The sequence below is a fragment of the Sphingomonas sanguinis genome (assembly GCF_019297835.1).
In the GTDB taxonomy this organism is placed as follows: domain Bacteria; phylum Pseudomonadota; class Alphaproteobacteria; order Sphingomonadales; family Sphingomonadaceae; genus Sphingomonas; species Sphingomonas sanguinis_D.
Window position 1 is genome coordinate 548,491 of sequence record NZ_CP079203.1, and the last position, 18,004, is coordinate 566,494.

19 protein-coding genes are annotated in these 18,004 nt (G+C 64.9%); 11 read left to right on the forward strand and 8 right to left on the reverse strand.

The features are described from left to right. From cyoC to KV697_RS02285, 5 genes are read left to right on the forward strand one after another with little or no spacing between them, the layout of a single operon-like run. Positions 1–639 (forward strand): cytochrome o ubiquinol oxidase subunit III, encoded by a 639-nt coding sequence (cyoC, locus tag KV697_RS02265; RefSeq protein WP_219019928.1) that lies wholly within the window; start codon positions 1–3, stop codon positions 637–639. After that, on the forward strand, positions 636–1,043 hold the full coding sequence (cyoD, locus tag KV697_RS02270; protein ID WP_219019929.1) for a cytochrome o ubiquinol oxidase subunit IV: 408 nt from the start codon (positions 636–638) through the stop codon (positions 1,041–1,043). Before cyoC ends, cyoD begins: the two co-directional genes overlap by 4 nt. Further along, entirely contained in the window at positions 1,043–1,753 is a 711-nt protein-coding gene (locus KV697_RS02275) for an SURF1 family protein (RefSeq protein ID WP_219019930.1), read from the forward strand. The genes cyoD and KV697_RS02275 overlap by 1 nt, the downstream gene beginning before the upstream one ends. After that, a complete protein-coding gene (locus tag KV697_RS02280) occupies positions 1,750–3,060 on the forward strand; it encodes an ATP-binding protein (RefSeq protein ID WP_374011382.1) in 1,311 nt (436 codons plus the stop codon). The genes KV697_RS02275 and KV697_RS02280 overlap by 4 nt, the downstream gene beginning before the upstream one ends. A 2-nt stretch (positions 3,061–3,062) precedes the next feature. Beyond that, positions 3,063–3,596: a response regulator transcription factor gene (locus KV697_RS02285; protein WP_219019931.1), complete on the forward strand. Its 534-nt coding sequence runs from the start codon at positions 3,063–3,065 to the stop codon at positions 3,594–3,596. Positions 3,597–3,614: 18 nt separating this feature from the next. Here the strand turns inward: KV697_RS02285 and KV697_RS02290 are convergent, their stop codons facing one another. From KV697_RS02290 to KV697_RS02310, 5 genes are all read right to left on the reverse strand, one after another. Next, entirely contained in the window at positions 3,615–5,504 is a 1,890-nt protein-coding gene (locus KV697_RS02290) for a DUF885 domain-containing protein (protein ID WP_219019932.1), read from the reverse strand. Between the two features lie 84 nt (positions 5,505–5,588). Beyond that, on the reverse strand, positions 5,589–6,062 hold the full coding sequence (locus tag KV697_RS02295; RefSeq protein WP_257575559.1) for a hypothetical protein: 474 nt from the start codon (positions 6,060–6,062) through the stop codon (positions 5,589–5,591). Positions 6,063–6,114: 52 nt separating this feature from the next. Continuing rightward, complete coding sequence (locus KV697_RS02300) at positions 6,115–6,366, reverse strand: phosphatase (RefSeq protein WP_219019934.1); 252 nt, start codon at positions 6,364–6,366, stop codon at positions 6,115–6,117. Further along, positions 6,363–6,719 (reverse strand): phage holin family protein, encoded by a 357-nt coding sequence (locus tag KV697_RS02305; protein ID WP_257575560.1) that lies wholly within the window; start codon positions 6,717–6,719, stop codon positions 6,363–6,365. The genes KV697_RS02300 and KV697_RS02305 overlap by 4 nt, the downstream gene beginning before the upstream one ends. Further along, entirely contained in the window at positions 6,716–7,261 is a 546-nt protein-coding gene (locus tag KV697_RS02310) for a hypothetical protein (protein WP_219019935.1), read from the reverse strand. Before KV697_RS02310 ends, KV697_RS02305 begins: the two co-directional genes overlap by 4 nt. 158 nt (positions 7,262–7,419) lie before the next feature. Between KV697_RS02310 and eno the strand changes: the two genes are divergently transcribed. Both eno and KV697_RS02320 read left to right on the forward strand, forming a co-directional pair. Further along, the gene (gene eno, locus KV697_RS02315) at positions 7,420–8,700 is read left to right on the forward strand and encodes a phosphopyruvate hydratase (RefSeq protein ID WP_219019936.1); all 1,281 of its coding nucleotides are present in this window, start codon (positions 7,420–7,422) and stop codon (positions 8,698–8,700) included. Between the two features lie 65 nt (positions 8,701–8,765). Then, on the forward strand, positions 8,766–9,047 hold the full coding sequence (locus KV697_RS02320) for an FtsB family cell division protein (RefSeq protein WP_257575818.1): 282 nt from the start codon (positions 8,766–8,768) through the stop codon (positions 9,045–9,047). A gap of 34 nt (positions 9,048–9,081) precedes the next feature. Here KV697_RS02320 and KV697_RS02325 read toward each other — a convergent pair whose 3' ends face one another. Then, positions 9,082–9,906, reverse strand: a complete 825-nt coding sequence (locus tag KV697_RS02325; RefSeq protein ID WP_219019938.1) for an alpha/beta fold hydrolase — start codon at positions 9,904–9,906, stop codon at positions 9,082–9,084. 219 nt (positions 9,907–10,125) lie between these two features. Between KV697_RS02325 and KV697_RS02330 the strand changes: the two genes are divergently transcribed. Both KV697_RS02330 and KV697_RS02335 read left to right on the forward strand, forming a co-directional pair. After that, entirely contained in the window at positions 10,126–12,243 is a 2,118-nt protein-coding gene (locus KV697_RS02330; protein WP_219019939.1) for a prolyl oligopeptidase family serine peptidase, read from the forward strand. A 107-nt stretch (positions 12,244–12,350) separates the two neighbouring features. Beyond that, positions 12,351–12,692: a hypothetical protein gene (locus KV697_RS02335; RefSeq protein WP_219019940.1), complete on the forward strand. Its 342-nt coding sequence runs from the start codon at positions 12,351–12,353 to the stop codon at positions 12,690–12,692. A gap of 57 nt (positions 12,693–12,749) precedes the next feature. Here the strand turns inward: KV697_RS02335 and KV697_RS02340 are convergent, their stop codons facing one another. Next, positions 12,750–13,316, reverse strand: coding sequence for a glycine zipper 2TM domain-containing protein (locus KV697_RS02340; protein ID WP_219019941.1), 567 nt, complete (start codon positions 13,314–13,316; stop codon positions 12,750–12,752). Between the two features lie 83 nt (positions 13,317–13,399). Further along, on the reverse strand, positions 13,400–15,691 hold the full coding sequence (locus KV697_RS02345; RefSeq protein ID WP_219019942.1) for an ATP-dependent helicase: 2,292 nt from the start codon (positions 15,689–15,691) through the stop codon (positions 13,400–13,402). A 217-nt stretch (positions 15,692–15,908) separates the two neighbouring features. Here KV697_RS02345 and KV697_RS02350 point away from each other — a divergent pair, with 217 nt between their 5' ends. Both KV697_RS02350 and KV697_RS02355 read left to right on the forward strand, forming a co-directional pair. Further along, a complete protein-coding gene (locus KV697_RS02350; RefSeq protein WP_219019943.1) occupies positions 15,909–16,214 on the forward strand; it encodes a UrcA family protein in 306 nt (101 codons plus the stop codon). 119 nt (positions 16,215–16,333) lie between these two features. Then, the gene (locus KV697_RS02355; protein WP_374011383.1) at positions 16,334–17,974 is read left to right on the forward strand and encodes an inorganic phosphate transporter; all 1,641 of its coding nucleotides are present in this window, start codon (positions 16,334–16,336) and stop codon (positions 17,972–17,974) included. Positions 17,975–18,004 lie beyond the last annotated feature (30 nt).

Here is an 18,004-nt window from a genome sequence, read left to right on the forward strand (position 1 = left end):
ATGTCGACCGACGTTCTGAGCGCCGATCCGGCCAAGAACCCGACCTATTATCTGGTCGAGGACGAGGATCATCATCACGAATCCGGTGGCTCGACCGCCATCGGGTTCTGGATGTACCTGATGAGCGACTGCCTCATCTTCGCCATCCTGTTCGCCACCTACGGCGTGCTGGGCACCAGCTATGCCGGCGGGCCGACCCCGCGGGAGATTTTCGAGCTTCCGCTGGTCGCGCTCAACACCTCGATGCTGCTGCTGTCGTCGATCACCTATGGCTTCGCCATGATCGCGATGGAGAAGAACCAGAAGTCGAACACGCTGATCTGGCTGGGCATCACCGGCCTGTTCGGTCTCGCCTTCCTGTCGATCGAGCTCTACGAATTCGCCAACCTCATCCATGAGGGCGCGGGTCCGCAGCGTTCGGCCTTCCTGTCGTCCTTCTTCACGCTGGTCGGCACGCACGGTCTGCACGTCACCTTCGGTTCGATCTGGCTGGTCACGCTGATGGTGCAGGTCGGTCGCTTCGGCCTGATCGAGGCGAACAAGCGCCGCCTGATGTGCCTGTCGATGTTCTGGCACTTCCTGGACGTCGTCTGGATCGGCGTCTTCACCTTTGTCTATCTGATGGGAGTTCTCCGTTGAGCGCTCATAACCCCCATGGTCATGGCGACCACGGCGACCACGGCCACGACATCCACGCGCATGGCGATACTCACGGCCATGGGTCGCTCAAGGGTTACATGATCGGCTTCGTGCTGTCGGTGATCCTGACGGCCATCCCGTTCTGGGCGGTCATGACCGGCGCGCTGGGCGATACCCAGACGACCGCTCTGGTCATCATGGGGCTGGCGTTCGTACAGATCGTCGTCCACATGATCTACTTCCTCCACATGAACACCAAGTCGGAGGGTGGCTGGACGATGATGGCGCTGGTGTTTACCGCCGTGCTGGTCGTCATCACGCTGAGCGGATCGATCTGGGTCATGTATCACATGAACACCAACATGATGCCGGACATGGCCGCCCAGATGGGCGGCGGCATGTAATGGCCGATGCTGGCGTGAGCGGCGGGCGGCCCGGCCGTTCGCCACTGACGCTGGCGATCCTAACCGCGATCGGCGTGGCGCTGATCGCGGCCTTTCTTTCGCTCGGCGTGTGGCAGCTGCAACGCCGCGTCTGGAAGCTGAACCTGATCGCGACGGTGAATGCGCGGCTCCACGCCCCGCCCGTCGCTGCCCCCCGGACCGCAGGCGCATCCGACGCCTATACCCGCGTGACCGCCGAGGGGCGTTTCCGCAACGACCGTGAGACCTTCGTCCAGGCCGTGACCGAACGAGGTCCGGGTTTCTGGGTTCTGACCCCGCTGGTCGGTCCCCGTTTTACTGTGCTGGTCAACCGTGGCTTCGTACCCACCGAAAAGCGCGCGGATCACAGCCGCCCTGATGGCCCGGTCCGTGTTACCGGTCTAGTCCGCGTCACCGAGCCGGATGGCGCGTTCCTCCGCTCGAACGATCCGATCGCCGACCGCTGGTATTCACGCGATGTCGCGGCGATTGCAAAGGCCAAGCGGCTCGGCCCGGTCGCGCCCTATTTCATCGACGCCGACGCTACACCCAACCCCGGCGGCTATCCGGTCGGCGGACTGACCGTCGTAGCGTTCCGCAACAGCCATTTGTCCTACGCGCTGACCTGGTTCGCCCTGGCGATCCTGACAGTGGTCGGCATCGTCATTCTCTGGCGGCGGGGCCGCGAGTGACGTCGGGCGATCCGCCCTTCCTGCCCTTTACCGTGCGCCCCCGCGAGCCCGACGCGGCTGCGGGCACCGCCAATATGCGCCAGCTTATCCACCTACGCTGGATGGCGGTGGCAGGGCAGCTGATAACGATCCTGTTCGTCAACCGCGTCATGGGGGTTCAGCTTCCCATTCCGGCGATGATGGGCGTGCTGGTGATGGCGGCCGCGATCAATCTGCTCAGCCATTTCCGCCTGCGCTTTCACCGGATCACGAATACCGAACTTTTGTTCGCGCTGATGTTCGACGTCGGGACGCTGACGCTCCAGCTGTTCCTTGCGGGCGGGGCGACCAATCCCTTCATCTCGCTCTATCTGATCCAAGTCGTGTTGGGCGCGGTGTTGCTGGAAACCTGGTCGGCCTGGGCCCTGGCGGGGATCACGGGGCTCTGTTTCGGGTTGCTGTCGCTCCACCATCGCCCGCTCGCCTTCCCACCTTGGCTGTTCGGTGACATTGCCGGGTTGCATACGCTGGGCAACTGGCTGGGCTTCGCGCTGGTCACAGGCCTGCTGATCCTGTTCGTCACGCGGATCAGCCACAATATGCGGCTTGGCGCCGCGCGGCTGGCGGACTTGCGCCAGCAGGCATCGGAAGAAGAGCATATCGTCCGCATGGGCCTGCTCGCTTCGGGTGCGGCGCATGAACTGGGCACGCCGCTCGCGAGCTTGTCGGTGATCCTCAGCGACTGGCGGCGCGTGCCCAAGCTGCGTGACGATGCCGAACTGATGGGCGAGATCGCCGAGATGCAGGCGGAGGTCCAGCGTTGCAAGGCGATCGTCACCCGCATCTTGCAATCGGCGGGCGAACCGCGTGGCGAGGCGGCCGAACTCTCCGAGGTGGGACGCTTCATCGACACCATCGTCGAGGAATGGCGGCGCAGCCATGGCCAGGTGCTGCTAGACTATCAGCGGACCGATGACGATGCCGCGATCGTGTCCGACCCCGCGATCAAGCAGGCCGTCTGGAACGTCCTCGACAACGCGGCCGAAGCCTCGCCGCACTGGGTCGGCCTGACCGTCGCACGCGAGGGCGGCGCGGTGGCGGTGCGCGTGACCGATCGCGGACCGGGCTTCACCCCGGCAACACTGTCGCAGGTCGGGCGACCGCAGCAATCGACCAAGGGCGAGGGACATGGCGTCGGCCTGTTCCTCGTGTCTAGTGTCGTCCGCAAGCTGGGCGGCCGGGTCGAGGCGGCTAACCGGGCCGAGGGTGGCGCAGTCGTCACGCTGACCCTACCTTTAAGCATGATCGGCGTATCGGATCGGGAGTAATGATGGACGACGAACGCTCATTGGTGATCGTCGAGGATGACGAGACTTTCGCGCGCACGCTGCAACGTTCGTTCGAGCGCCGCGGCTACCGCGTCTGGATGGCGGCAAGCCCCGACGCGCTTCGCGACGTGCTGGCGGAGACGAGCCCGCGTTATGCGGTGGTCGACCTGAAGCTCGGCCAGGCGTCGGGCTTGGCCTGCGTCCAGACGCTGCACGCGCATGATCCGGAAATGCTGATCGTCGTCCTGACCGGCTTTGCCAGTATCGCGACCGCGGTGGAGGCGATCAAGCTGGGCGCGTGCCATTATCTCGCCAAGCCGTCCAACACCGATGACATCGAAGCGGCCTTCCACAAGGCGGGGGGCGATGCGACGACCGCGATCACCGATCGTCCCAGTTCGATCAAGACGCTGGAATGGGAGCGGATCAACGAGACGTTGGCCGAAACCAACTTCAACATTTCGGAAACCGCGCGGCGGCTGGGTATGCACCGCCGGACGCTCGCGCGAAAACTGGAGAAGCGCCACGTCCCCTAACGCGGCGCTTCTCTACGATCAGCGGCGCTTTTCGGCCGCGATCCAGTCCTCGATCTTCCCTTCCAGTACCGGCATGGGCAGCGCGCCGGTGTCAAGTACTTCGGCGTGGAAGCGGCGCGGATCGAACTTCGCGCTCAGTTCCGTCTTCGCCTTCGCCTTCAACCGGCTGATCGTGAGCTGCCCGATTTTATAGGCCAGTGCTTGGCCCGGAATGGCGATGTAGCGCTCGACTTCGGCGGTCGCGTCGGTGCGCGCCATGGGGGAGTTGGCGAGCATATAGTCGATCGCCTGATCGCGCGTCCAACCCTTGGCGTGGATGCCGGTGTCGACGACCAGACGCATCGCGCGCAGCATCTCGTCGCTCAGGCCGCCCATACGCTGATAGGGGTCGGTTTCCATGCCCAGCTCGGGCCAGAGCGTCTCGGCATAGAGCGCCCAGCCTTCGGCATAGGCGGTGTTGCCGCCGAAGCGCATGAAGGCGGGAAGCGCCGCGTTCTCCTGGGCCAGACTGATCTGGAAATGATGGCCCGGCACCGCTTCGTGCAAGTAGAGCGTCTCCATCTCCCACATGTAGCGGGAGGGGAGGTCGTAGGTGTTGTAGTAGAAAACGCCCGGCCGCGTCCCGTCCGGCGTGCCGCCCTGGTAGGAGCCACCGGCATCGGTCTTTTCCTTGAACGCGGGGACCGGGCGGATTTCGAGCGGTGTCTTGGGGATCAGCGAGAATTGCTCGCGGATGCGCGCATCGACGCGGCGACCGATCGCCTCATAGCCTTCACGAAGCTGCGCGGCAGTCTTGGGTGCAAAACGCGGATCGGTGCGCAGGAAGGTGAAGAACTCCGCCAGGCTGCCCTTGAAGCCGACCGCCTGCTTCTGGACCTCCATCGCCTTCAGGATGCGCGCGACCTCGGACAGGCCGAGCTGGTGCACGTCCTCCGCCTTGAGGGGGAGGGTGGTGTTCTGCTCGATCAGATAGGCATAGAGCTTGTCGCCGCCCGGCATACCCGACAGGCCGACCGTATCGCGTGCGGCGGGCAGATAGGTATCGGCCAGGAAGGTCCGCATCCGCTGTTCGGCGGGCACGATCACGTCGCGGATCTGCGCGGCATAGGCGCCCTTCAGGCGCGCCTGCTCCGCCGCCGGGATGGTGGCGGGGAAATTCTGGATCGGACCGTAAAAGGTCGATTTTTCGACCGGCACCGCAAGCAGATTGTCGAACTGGGCGATCATGTTGCGCACGACCAGCTTGGGCTGGACGATGCCGCTTGCCATGCCCTGGCGGAAGCGGGTGATCGCTTCGTCGAGCAGATGGGCATATTCGACGTTACGCTTCAGGTTGTTGTCGTAATCGGCCACCGTGTTGAACGGTGCGGCACCCTGACCCGAGGCGAATTCGGGATAGAAGGTCTGGATGCCATAGAAATGATCCATCGGGCGGACGATCGTCAGTGCGACGATGGCGGGATCATAGCCCTTCAGCGTCGTCTCGGTCTGCTGCTTGAAGACGTCATAGGCAACCTGATTGGTCGGGGTCAGCTTGGCGCGGTCGATCTGGCCGAGCTGTGCCAGATCCTTCTCGGCCGCTGCGCGCTCGGCCGCGATATAGGCGTCTGAGAAAAAATCGCCGATCCGGTCGGCCCGGCGTATGTCGCCGCGAAAAATTCCGCTGATCGGATTGCGCGCAAGGCTCGCTTCGTCGCTATCGTGGAATAGTCTCTTGAGCCGGGCATCTTCCTTGCCTTCGCCAGGCTGGGGTGCCGCGATGGGGGTGGCCTGAGCCGATGCGACGGTAGGCACGCCAAGGGCAAGGGCGGCAAGAACGATGGCGAGGGAGGAAGAGCGCAAGCGGGTATCCCGGTGAGAGCGATAAGGCGAACTTGGTAGAAAGCCCGCGTCCCACCCGCAAGCCATTGCTGCGGCGCGTCAAATAAAAGCAACGCCCCGCGATCGCCATCGGATCGCGGGGCGCCACAAGCCCAGTCGAACGGGCCGTAATCAGACGGTGGTCTTGTTCGTCGCAGCCTTGGCGGCCGCCGAACCAGCATTGCTCGCAGCCTTCACGACGTCATCGAACAGCGACTTGGCGCGGTCCTTGGCGGCGTCCTTGGTCAGGCCCGCATCCTCCAGCTCGCGTAGGCCGGTTTCGCGCGCCGCCTGGGTCGCCTGACGGATCGTCTCGCCCAGCTTCTTGCCGAGGGGGGTGAGCAATTCCTTCTCACGGACCGAACGGGGAATTAGGGCACCGGCGATCACGCCGACGACCAGACCGCCGACCAGGATGCCGAGCGGATTGGTTTCGATGGTGCGAGCGGTCTTGTGTGCCAGTTCGCCCGCCTTGTCCTTCGACGTATGAAGCGCCGAGGCGGCTTTGTCCTTTGCGTCATGATAGACCTGCGACGCGGTTTCGCGCGTGTGGTCGATCTTCTCGCGAAGGGCGGTTTGCTGATCCTGGTGGGTTTCGGTGGTCATTGCGAACATCCTTCTGGGCAGTGTCGCTAGGGGGGCGCCCCCGCGATCCAAATCAGCGTTTGCGCTTGAACAGGCGGGCGATCCGCCGACGATTGAGAAGCAGGCCGAAGACGGCGACGCCGCCCGCAACCGCACCGGGATTGCTCTTGGCCGATTCTAGACCGCATTTCGCGGCCGTGACGCCTGCCTCCCGCGCTTGCGCCGCCAGCGCCTGCGGCTCCAGCTTGGCCTGGATGCGCGATGCGGTGTGGTTCAACCGTTCGCGTGCTTCGGCAGCCCGGATTTCGGCCTCTGCGACGGTCATGCGGCACCTCCCGACAGGCGGGACTTACCCATCATCGCCAATATGCCTGCCACGATGACGACCACGCCGACGACGATCAGCGTCGCGGCGAACGGGCCGGTCGCGGGCGCCAGCGCGAAGATCAGGCCAACGAGCAAGGCGATCAGCGCCGACAGGCCCAGCACGGCGGCAACCCCGAAGAAGATAGCCGCGCTGCGATAGCGACCGATCTTGTCGGTCGCTCGTGCCTTCGCCAGATCGATCTCGGCGGTGATGAACGAGCGCCCATCATCGACGAGTTGCGACACCAGCGAGGTCAGCGTCTCCGGCTCGGGCGATGCCGCCGTCCGCAGGGTTTCGACTACGCGGGTCACGCGGAGGCGTCGACCGACTGGCGGGTTTCGATCCCCGACTGGATGACGCGGGCCAGCGCGAAGCCGACCGCCGCCGCGACGCCGATCGCCACCGCCGGGCTCTTCGTCACGAAGGCGCGGGCGTCGTCGAGCAGTTCCTCGACATCCTTCTCCTTGATCGCACCGGACAGGGAGGTCACGGTGTCGGCGGCCGAGCGGGCATATTGGCCATACTGGCTGCCCAGCTTCTCATCGACCTGACCGGCCGCATCGTTCAGCAGCTGCGCGACCTGATCGAGCGCCGAACCTGCCTTGGCCTTGCCGTCGCCAGCCAGCGACTGGATTTTGTCGACCGCCTGCTGCTGGAATTTGGACGCGCCGTCCTTCACCTGCTGCTTGGCATCGGCCAGACCCGCCTTCGCCTTTGAGGCGTCTTCATCAGACACGGCCGGGCCACCGATCGGGGCGTTCGGCGCGGCGACCTCAGGGGCTACCGCGATATTTGCGCCGAAGCCGGGCGTCGTGGTGTCTGCGGCGGGAAACGTGCTGTTGGTATCAGCCATCGAAAAACCCTTTCGTTTCGGCCCGGGCGAACGGGCGGTTTGCCTCTTAACCCCGGCACCGGAAGCACGGTTCCATGCTTTTAGCGCAATTGCCCTTCGCACGGTCACGCGGTAGAGCCGCGCCGAGACCTTCAAGGCTGATGTAGGAGCATCGTTACGTGACCGCAATCATCGACATCCACGCGCGTCAAATCCTGGACAGCCGGGGCAATCCCACCGTCGAAGTCGACGTGCTGCTCGAAGACGGCAGCTTCGGCCGCGCCGCCGTTCCCTCGGGTGCATCGACCGGCGCGCATGAAGCGGTCGAGAAGCGCGACGGCGACAAGAGCCGCTGGATGGGCAAGGGTGTCGAGGCGGCTGTGGAGGCGGTCAATGACGAGATCACCGACGCCATCTTGGGCATGGACGCCGAGGATCAGGCCGATCTCGACCGTGCGATGATCGAGCTGGACGGAACCGAGAACAAGGGCCGCCTGGGTGCGAACGCGATCCTGGGCGTCAGCCTGGCGGCGGCCAAGGCGGCTTCGGAAGCGCGCGGCCTGCCGCTTTATAAATATGTCGGGGGCGTTTCGGCGCATCTGCTGCCGGTGCCGATGATGAACATCATCAACGGCGGCGAACATGCGGACAACCCGATCGATTTCCAGGAATTCATGATCATGCCGGTCGGTGCGGCGAATATCATGGAAGCGGTCCGCTGCGGCTCGGAAATCTTCCACACGCTGAAGAAGGCGCTGCACGAAAACGGTCTGGCGACCGGCGTGGGCGACGAGGGCGGCTTCGCCCCCAACATCGCCTCGACCACCGAAGCGCTCGACTTCATCATGGCCTCGGTCGAGAAGGCCGGGTACAAGCCGGGTGACGATGTGATGATCGCCCTTGACTGCGCCGCCACTGAGTTCTTCAAGGACGGCAAGTATAACATCTCGGGTGAGGGCAAGATCCTGTCGAGCCACGAGATGGCCGAGTATCTGGCGAACCTGACCCGTCAGTATCCGATCCTGTCGATCGAGGACGGCATGGCCGAAGACGACTGGGAAGGCTGGAAGGCGCTGACCGACATGATCGGCGACAAGGTTCAGCTGGTCGGCGACGATCTGTTCGTTACCAACCCGAAGCGTCTGAAGCAGGGCATCGACGGCGGCTATGCCAACTCGCTGCTGGTCAAGGTCAACCAGATCGGCACGCTGACCGAGACGCTGGAGGCCGTGTCGCTGGCGCAGCGTTCGCGCTACACCGCCGTCATGTCGCACCGTTCGGGCGAGACCGAGGACGCGACGATCGCCGATCTGGCGGTCGCCACCAACTGCGGCCAGATCAAGACGGGCAGCCTCGCGCGTTCTGACCGGCTCGCCAAGTACAACCAGCTGATCCGCATCGAGGAAGAGCTGGGTGACTCGGCACGCTATGCCGGTCGCGATATTCTCATCCGCGCTTGAAATCGAAGGGCGTCGGTACGATTATGGCCGCTGTGACAAAGAAACCGTCGCCTTTCATCCGGACCATGCGGCGGGCCGCGCTGCCCGCCCTTGGTCTGACGATCGTTGCGTTTTTCGGCGCCTATGCGGTGCTGGGGCGCAACGGCCTGCTCGCTTATGGCGAGTATCAGCGTCAGCTGGTCAAGCGTGAGCATGACTATGCCGTGCTCGACAAGAAGCGGACGGTGCTGAAGAACCGGGTCGCGCTGCTCGACCCGGATCATGCCAACCCGGACATGGTCGACGAGATGGTCCGCAAGGAACTGAACGTCGCCCATCCGGACGAGGTCATCGTTCCCCTAAAATGAGAAAGGGCGGCCTTGCGGGGCCGCCCTTTTCGTATCATCGACCGAGGAAGGTCAGCAGGTCGCTGGTCAGGCGATCGCCATGCGTGACGTTCAGGCCGTGCGGTGCGCCGTCATATTCGACAAGCTGCGAATGGGCGATCCCCGCCGCTGCCGCACGACCCGCCGCATCGATCGGCACGGTCTGGTCGCCGGTGCCATGGACGATCAGCGTGGGCACGCGGAAGGCAGCCAGATCGGGGCGGAAGTCCGTCTGGCTGAAGGATTCCGCACAGGCCAGCGTCGGCTTCAGCCCCGCCTGCATCGCGACGCTGGTCGCCCAATCGAGTATGTCATCGCTGACCGGGCTGGTCAGATAGCCGACGCCGAAGAACTGCTTCAGGAAAGTGTGGCGCAAGAAGTTGGCGCGGTCGTCACGCAGGTTCTGGCCGATCTGATCGAACACCGACTGGTCGGTGCCATGGGGGTTATCCTCGGTCTTGAGCATGAACGGCACGACCGAGGCGATCAGCCCGGCCGCGACGACGCCCTTGCCGTCATGGCGGCTCATATAGCGGGCGACTTCGCCCCCGCCCATCGAGAAGCCGACGATCGCCGCGTCTTCGGCACCCGTCGCTTCCAGCACATCGGCAAGATCGTCGGACAGCGTGTCATAGTCATAACCCGACCAGGGTTGCCCCGACCGTCCGAAGCCGCGCCGGTCATAGGCGATGGCGCGGAAGCCGGCCTCGGCCAGCGCCATCATCTGCGGGTCCCACATATCGGCGGACAGCGGCCAACCATGGAGCAGGACGACGGGGCGGCCTTCTCCCCAGTCCTTGACGTAAATGTCGGTGCCGTCGCGGGTCTTCAGATAAGGCATCGTTTTTTCCTGCACATGAGGTAGATAAGCAGGGGGTTGAACGGGCCGCATCGACGGCCGTTCCGTGTCCCGGCGACAGCGAGCCCGGCGAACACCAGTGATTTCACAGACTTCCGATGCGGCCGATCGTGGCGGCAATAAAGCGGTTGCGACGCATTGCCATGGCGACGTGATGAAGTAACATTCCCGTCATTCGCGATTGAGACGGAGCGTAATCGAATGCGGGGATGGCGTGGACTGCTGGCGGGCACGATGCTGGCCGGACAGCTTGTGACGGGGGCCGCAATGGCGCAGACCGGCGCGATGACCGAGAATGATCCGTATATCTGGCTGGAGGACAAGGACGGCGCCAAGGCGCTGGCCTGGGTCGAGGCGGAGAATGCCAAGACGCTGCCGCGCCTCCAAAATGATCCGCGCTATCAAGCCTTTTATTCGGAAGCCCTCGCCATCGCGTCGGCCAAGGATCGCATTCCGATGCCGGGCCAGCTTTATGGCCGCATCGTCAATTTCTGGCGCGATGCCGATCATCCGCAAGGCCTGTGGCGCTGGACGACCGAGGCCGATTACGCCTCGGCCAATCCGAAGTGGACGACGCTGCTTGACCTCGACGCGCTTAGCAAGGCGGAGGGCAAGAAGTGGGTCTGGAAGGGCCTGACCTGCCTCAGCCCCGAGGATCGTCTCTGCCTGATCGCGCTGTCGGAGGGTGGCGAGGACGCGATCGAGTATCGCGAGTTCGATCTGCAGACCGGGCAGTTCGTGCCGAACGGCTTCCGTCTCTCCACCTCCAAGCAGGGCGCATCCTGGCTTGACAAGGATACGCTGCTGGTCAGCCGTGACTGGGGGCAGGGGACGCTGACCAAGTCCAGCTATCCCTTCGTTGTGAAGATGGTGAAGCGCGGCCAACCGCTCGATCAGGCGACCGAGATTTTCCGTGGCGCCCCGACGGACGAACTGGGCACCTATGCCAGCGTGCTGACCGACGCGAAGGGCAATCGCGCGGTCGTGATCGAGCGGCGGCAGACCTTTTTCGGCGGCACCAAGCTGTTCTGGACGCCGAAGGGCGGCGCCAAGCCGATTGCCATGCCTGCGCGCGCCTTTCCGGCCGTGCTGGTCGATGGCAGGGTGATCTTCCAGACCAGCGACGCCTGGGGCCAGCATCCGGCGGGCTCGGTCGTCTGGGCGCCGCTGTCCGAGCTGGAATCTGGGCAGATCACGCCGCGCGCGCTGTTCACGCCGACCGACCGCCAGGCGGTGGAAGGGGTTTCGACTACCAAGGACCGCGTCGTCGTCACCTATATCGACAATGTCCGCGGCCGGGCGAGCGTCTTTGCTCCGACCGGCAATGGCTGGTCCGCCAGCCCCGTGCAGGTGCCGGACAATATGGCCGTCGATGTGGTCAGCACCAGTGACCGCTCCGACATCGTCTATCTGTCGACCTCGGGCTTCACCACGCCGACCGTCCTGTCTCGCTTCGACGCCAGCCGTCCGGGCGCGCCGCAGGTGCTGAAGACGCTGCCCGCCCGCTTCGATGCGGCGGGGACGACGGTCCATCAATATGAGGCGACCTCGACCGACGGGACCAAGATCCCCTATTTCGTCGTGCTGCCCAAGGGCGCGAAGCTCGACGGGACGACGCCGACGCTGATGACCGCCTATGGCGGGTTCGAGATCGCCCGGCTGCCCTATTATCTCGGTTCGACCGGCAAGATCTGGACCGAGCGGGGCGGGGCGTTCGTGCTCGCCAATATCCGGGGCGGCGGCGAGTTCGGGCCGAAATGGCATGATGCGGGCCGCAAGACCAAGCGTCAGATCATCTATGATGATTTCGCCTCGGTGGCGAAGGACCTGTTCACGCGGAAGATCACCAATCCGCAGAAGCTGGGCATCTATGGCGGCTCGAACGGTGGCCTGTTGATGGGCGTCGAACTGACCCAGCATCCCGAGCTGTGGAAGGCGGTGACGATCCAGGTCCCGCTGCTCGATATGGTCCGCTACCAGAAGATCGCGGCGGGCGATTCGTGGAAGGACGAATATGGCTCGATCGACGTGCCCGAAGAGGCCGCCTTCCTGCGCAAGATTTCGCCCTATGCCAATATCCGCAAGGGCGTCGCTTACCCGGAGCCTTATATCTGGACCACGACCAAGGACGACCGGGTCGGGCCGCAGCACGCCCGCAAGTTTGCCGCGCGCCTGTCGGAATATGGCATTCCCTATCTTTTTTACGAGGATACGGCGGGCGGTCATTCGGGTGACGCCGACATTGCGCAAGGTGCGCGGCTGAGTGCGCAGCAGATGGTTTATTTCGCGCAGAAGCTGATGGACGCGCCCAAGCCATAGCGGAACGGGCCGGGCGTGCCACGCGCCCGGCTTTTTCTGTTGCCCTATGCGGCAATAAGGGTCTTGCTGCGTTGCGACAGGGACGGCAAATGCAGGGGATGACCGATATGACGACGACCGAGCGCCGTCCGGCTGAACCGGCGGCAGGCGCTCCCGCCATCATCTTCGAAGCGATCGTCAAGATGCAGGCGGTGTCCGCGCTGTACAATCGCGGCGAGGTGGTGCTGGCGCCCCATGTGATCTTCACCCGGCACGACGAGCTATACGTCGATGCGACGACGATCGAGCGGGACGGCAAGCCGCCGCGCGAGGAAAAGATGGGGACGTTCAAGCTCGCCGGTCTGGGCGCGCTGCGTCTGACGCCCCGGCGGTTCGCGGCCAGTGCGCTGTTCGAGCGCGACGCGGAGAAATATCAGGGTGCGGCTCTGATGATGGTCGAGCCGGGCTGATCCACTGAAGCGACAGGCACCGCGCTCCCGTCGGAGACGCGGTGCCCGACTGTTTCGTCAGCGGCAGCGGAACTGGTTCTGGTTCTGCTCGATCGAACGACCGGCCAGCGCGCCGCCAGCGGCCCCGAGCAGCGTCGCGATGGTGCTGCTGCGGCCACCGACCAGATTGCCCAGGACGCCACCCGCCGCACCGCCGATGATCAGGCCGGTCGTGCCGTCGGGGCGGCGGCAATAATAGCGGCCATCGGTTCCCGCATAGACCCGGTCCTGCGGTTGCAGCACCCGCTCGCGATATTGCGAGCCGTCGCGATAGTCGCCGACCGGATCGTAATAAGGCTCGGCATTGCGGTCGTAACCATTGGCCGGAATCGGCGGCGCCACCCGGTAGCCGCCGGGGCCGGGCGGCGGCGGGGCAGGGCTGTAGCCTTCATCGTCATAGCCGCCGCGATTCCGCTCCGACTGATACAGGTCCACTTCCTGCCGATAAATCTGATACTCCCGATCGAAGCGCGCCTGCGCCGCCCGGAACCGCGCATCCTGCGCGGCGGTCTGTGCCGTCGCCGGAATGGCCGTTGCCGTGACGGCGGTGGTGATCGCCAAGATGGTCAGACGACGAAAGCGCATCGTTCCTATCCCTCCATACCCCGACAGTCGGGGAGGCGAGCGATACGGTTACGAAAGAATATGGTTCCTGAACGACACCGCCGTCACCCCTTGGTAACGAAGCTGTCCATCACCCGCTTGCGCCCGGCCTGCTCGAAATCGATCTCCAGCTTGTTTCCCTCGATCGCCGCAATCTCGCCATAGCCGAATTTCTGGTGGAACACCCGCTCGCCGACGCGCAGGTCGTCGCGGCTCTTTTGGCCCAATCCCACCGAGGGGGAACGCGACTCGACGATCCGGGCGGGGCGGGCGGGGGCCGCGGCCTGTCCCGTCGCAGCACGCTGCCAGCCAGGGCCGCGCCCGGTGCCGCGCGCGACATTGGCGAAGGGATCGGCATGTTCGGACCAGTTGGCCCGCCACAGGCTCTCGCCGCCGGTCATGCTCGTCTCGCTCTCGATATGCTCGGGCGGCAGTTCGCCGACGAAGCGGCTCGGCAGGCTCGACGTCCACTGGCCGTAGATGCGGCGGTTGGCCGCGTGCAGGATGACGGCCTTTCGCCGAGCACGGGTGATCGCGACATAGGCGAGGCGACGCTCTTCCTCCAGGCTGCGCGTGCCGCCCTCGTCGATGGCACGTTGCGAGGGGAACAGGCCCTCTTCCCAACCAGCGAGGAAGACCGTGTCGAACTCCAGGCCCTTGGCGGCGTGGATCGTCATGATCGTCACTTCGGGTTCGCGCTGGTCGCCGTCGCGGTCCATGACCAGCGACACATGCTCCAGGAACGCGCCGAGCGACTCGTAATCCTCCATCGCGCGGACGAGCTCGGACAGGTTTTCCAGTCGCCCGGCCGCTTCCGCCGACTTTTCGTTCTGGTACATGGCGGTATAGCCGCTCTCGTCCAGCAACTGCCGCGCCAGCTCTGGATGGGCGAGGTCGCGGGCCATATCGCGCCAGCGAGCGATGTCGCCGATTAGGTTGCCCAGGCTCCGCCGCGCCTGCGCGGTCAGTTCATCCGTGTCCAGGATGCGCCCCGAGGCGATGGTCAGCGGCAGTCCCTCGGCGCGTGCGAGCTGATGGATCTTGGCCAAGGCCTTGTCGCCCAGTCCGCGCTTGGGAACGTTGACGATCCGCTCGAACGCCAGATCGTCGGAGGGCTGGTTGACGATCCGCAAATACGCGAGCGCATCGCGGATTTCGGCCCGCTCGTAAAAGCGGAACCCGCCGACGATCCGATAGGGCAGCCCGATCGCGATGAAGCGATCTTCGAACTCACGGGTCTGGTGCGAGGCGCGGACGAGAATGGCGATATTGTCGTAGGACGTCCCCGAGCGTCGCGCGGCCTCGATCTCCTCGCCGACCCGGCGTGCTTCCTCCGGGCCGTCCCAGACGCCCAGCACACGGACCTTCTCGCCCACATCCAGCTCGGTCCACAGCGTCTTGCCCAGACGCCCGCCATTATTGGCGATCACGCCCGACGCGGCGCCCAGGATATGCGGAGTCGAACGGTAATTCTGTTCCAGCCGGATCACTTTGGCGCCCGGAAAGTCGCGCTCGAACCGCAGGATATTCTCGACCTGTGCGCCGCGCCACGAATAGATCGACTGGTCGTCATCGCCGACGCAGGCGATGTTCTTATGTGCCTGCGCCAGCAAACGCAGCCACAGATATTGGACGCTGTTCGTATCCTGATACTCGTCCACCATGATGTAGCGGAAGCGCTGCTGATAATGCTCCAGCACGTCGCGATGCGTCTTCAGGATGGTCAGCATGTGGAGCAGCAGGTCGCCGAAGTCGCAGGCGTTCACGCTGCGCAGCCGCTCCTGATATTGGCGGTACAACTCCGCGCCCTGGCCGTTGGCATAACGCTCCGCCTCACCCGCATCGATGTCGGCGGGGACCAGACCCTTGTTCTTCCACTCGTCGATCAGGCCGCCGAGGGCACGCGCCGGAAAGCGCTTCTCGTCGATATCGGCCGCCAGGATCAGTTGCTTGAGCAGGCGCAACTGGTCGTCGGTGTCGAGGATGGTGAAGTTAGATTGCAGCCCGACCAGCTCGGCATGGCGGCGCAGCATCTTCGCGCCGATCGCGTGGAAGGTGCCGAGCCACGGCATTCCCTCCACCGCGTCACCGACCAGCCGCCCGACGCGCTCGCGCATCTCGCGCGCGGCCTTGTTGGTGAACGTCACCGACAGGATCTCGGAAGGCCAAGCCTTGCGCGTATAGAGGAGGTGCGCGAGCCGCGCGGTCAGCGCCGCCGTCTTGCCCGTCCCCGCGCCCGCCAGCACCAGCACCGGTCCATCGGTGGTCAGCACCGCCTCCCTCTGCGCCGGGTTCAGCGTCCGCAGATAGGGATAATCGGTCAGCGAAGCGGCGGGATCGGGGGAAGCGACGGTCATCGCGAACAGTTAGGGAACGTTTGCAAGCGGGGCAACCACTCGTGGTAATCGTCTGCCGCTGTTTCATCACGGGACTCGTCATCACGGCGTCTTTTCCCCGACGCGAAAGCGACATGTCCCCGGCCTAGAGGCCCGGCCGTGCCGACGAGCGGCGAGGCGCTTAACCCGGCGTCGACGCCGCCGTGACGGGCACGACCCGAAGCAGGAGCACCACCCGATGAAGATGTTCACGGCAGCCGCCTTTGCGGCCTCTCTTTGCGTGTCCGTCGCGGCTCACGCCGAAATGCGCGAGCCCGTCACCGCCACCGTTCGCTATGCCGACCTCGACCTCCACCGTGCCGACCACCGCGCGCAGCTCGATGCCCGTATCCGCCGCGCGGCCGCGATCGCCTGCGGGCCGGTGACGACCGATCTGCGCCGCAACGCCGACATTTCGCGTTGCCGCCATGAGATGGTGGCGGACGCTGCGCCAAAGATCGCCGCGCTGTCGATGGCGCCGGTCGTGCTCGCCAGCAAGAACTGAGATCAGGGACGGCGCTCGGCCGGGCGGGTCCACGGACCGCCCGGCCGCGTTCCATCGCGGGACCGGCATCCGGTCGCCGTCATTAAAATGTCACCGGAAAGGCGCAACGCACCGTGGTCATGACATCCTATGCGCTCGCCGGTGGCCAATCCGAATCTCGTGTTCGTGGACCGCGTCTCGACGTGGGGCTACACCCCATGGGCCGTTGGGCGTTCACCGCCCTGCTGGTCGGCGGCTTGGCCTATGCTGGGTACAGCGTCGCGACCGACACAGCCCGCGTCGGTGAGCCGATGGCGATCGGTGTCTTCGCCTTTCTGGGGCTGGCGCTGCTGATCGCGCTGGGCTTCGAGTTCGTGAACGGCTTTCACGATACCGCCAATGCGGTGGCGACGGTCATCTACACCCATTCGATGCCCGCCCCGCTGGCCGTCGTCTGGTCGGGCTTCTTCAATTTTCTGGGGGTCGTCACCTCGACCGGGGCGGTCGCTTATTCGATCATCACGCTATTGCCGATCGACCTGATGCTGCATGTCGGCTCGGCGGGCGGGTTCGCGATGATCTTCGCGTTGCTGCTGGCGGCGGTGTTGTGGAACCTCGCCACCTGGGCGGTCGGGTTGCCCAATTCGTCGAGCCACGCGCTGATCGGGTCGATCCTGGGCGTCGGCCTGGCGAACCAGTTACTCTCGAACGTCGCCGGCACCTCGGGCGTCGATATGGCGCAGGTCCAGAAGGTGCTGTCCGCGCTGTTGTTCAGCCCGCTGATCGGCTTCGTCGGCGCGCTGATGCTGATGCTGGTCATGAAGCGTTTCCTGCGCGACAAGCGGCTTTATCGCGAGCCGGAGGGCGATACGCCGCCGCCGCGTGGTATCCGCGCGCTCCTGATCTTCACCTGTACGGCGGTCAGCTTCGCGCATGGCGGCAATGACGGGCAGAAGGGCATGGGCCTCATCATGCTGATCCTCATCGGCTGCGCGCCCACGGCCTATGCGCTGAACCGTACGCTCCCCCAAAGCGCGATGCCTGCCTTCGTCCGCAGTGCTCAGGTCGCCGCCACCGCCTATGCCGCGCATGGCGCTCCCGGCACGATGACGGTCGATCAGGCGCGCGAAGCGGTGGTCGATGGCGTCCGCAAGAAGGCGATCGACACGGCCGAAGTCTATGCCGGACTGTCCGTTCTATCGCGCGATATCGGCGGGCGGATCGAGAATTACGGCACGCTCAGCCGCGTGCCCGCCGCCGTCGTGCCCAATCTGCGCAACGACATGTATCTGGTCCTCGATACCACGCGGATGGTGACCAAGAGCGATGCCGCCAAGCAGCGCTTCACCGCCGCCGAGATCGACTCGCTCAACGGCTATGCCGGGGCGCTGGAGCGGGGCACCCGCTATATCCCGCTCTGGGTGAAGGTCACCGTCGCGCTGGCGCTGGGCCTGGGCACCATGGTCGGCTGGCGGAGGATCGTGGTGACGGTGGGCGAGCGGATCGGCAAGACGCATCTGACCTATGGCATGGGGGCGGCCGCCGAGTTGATGACGGCCGCGACGATCTTTGGCGCCGAGTTCATTGGCCGCCCGGTGTCGACCACGCATATCCTGACCTCGGGCGTGGCGGGTGCATCGGTCGCGAATGGCGCGGGGCTTCAGTTCCGGACGATCCGCAACATGCTGCTCGCCTGGGTACTGACGCTGCCCGCCGCGATGCTGCTGTCGGGCACACTCTATTGGTTGCTACTGCAATTGGCGCAGGTGCTGGCGGCGTAAGCGGATAGGGCTTTACGACGCCCTCCTGCT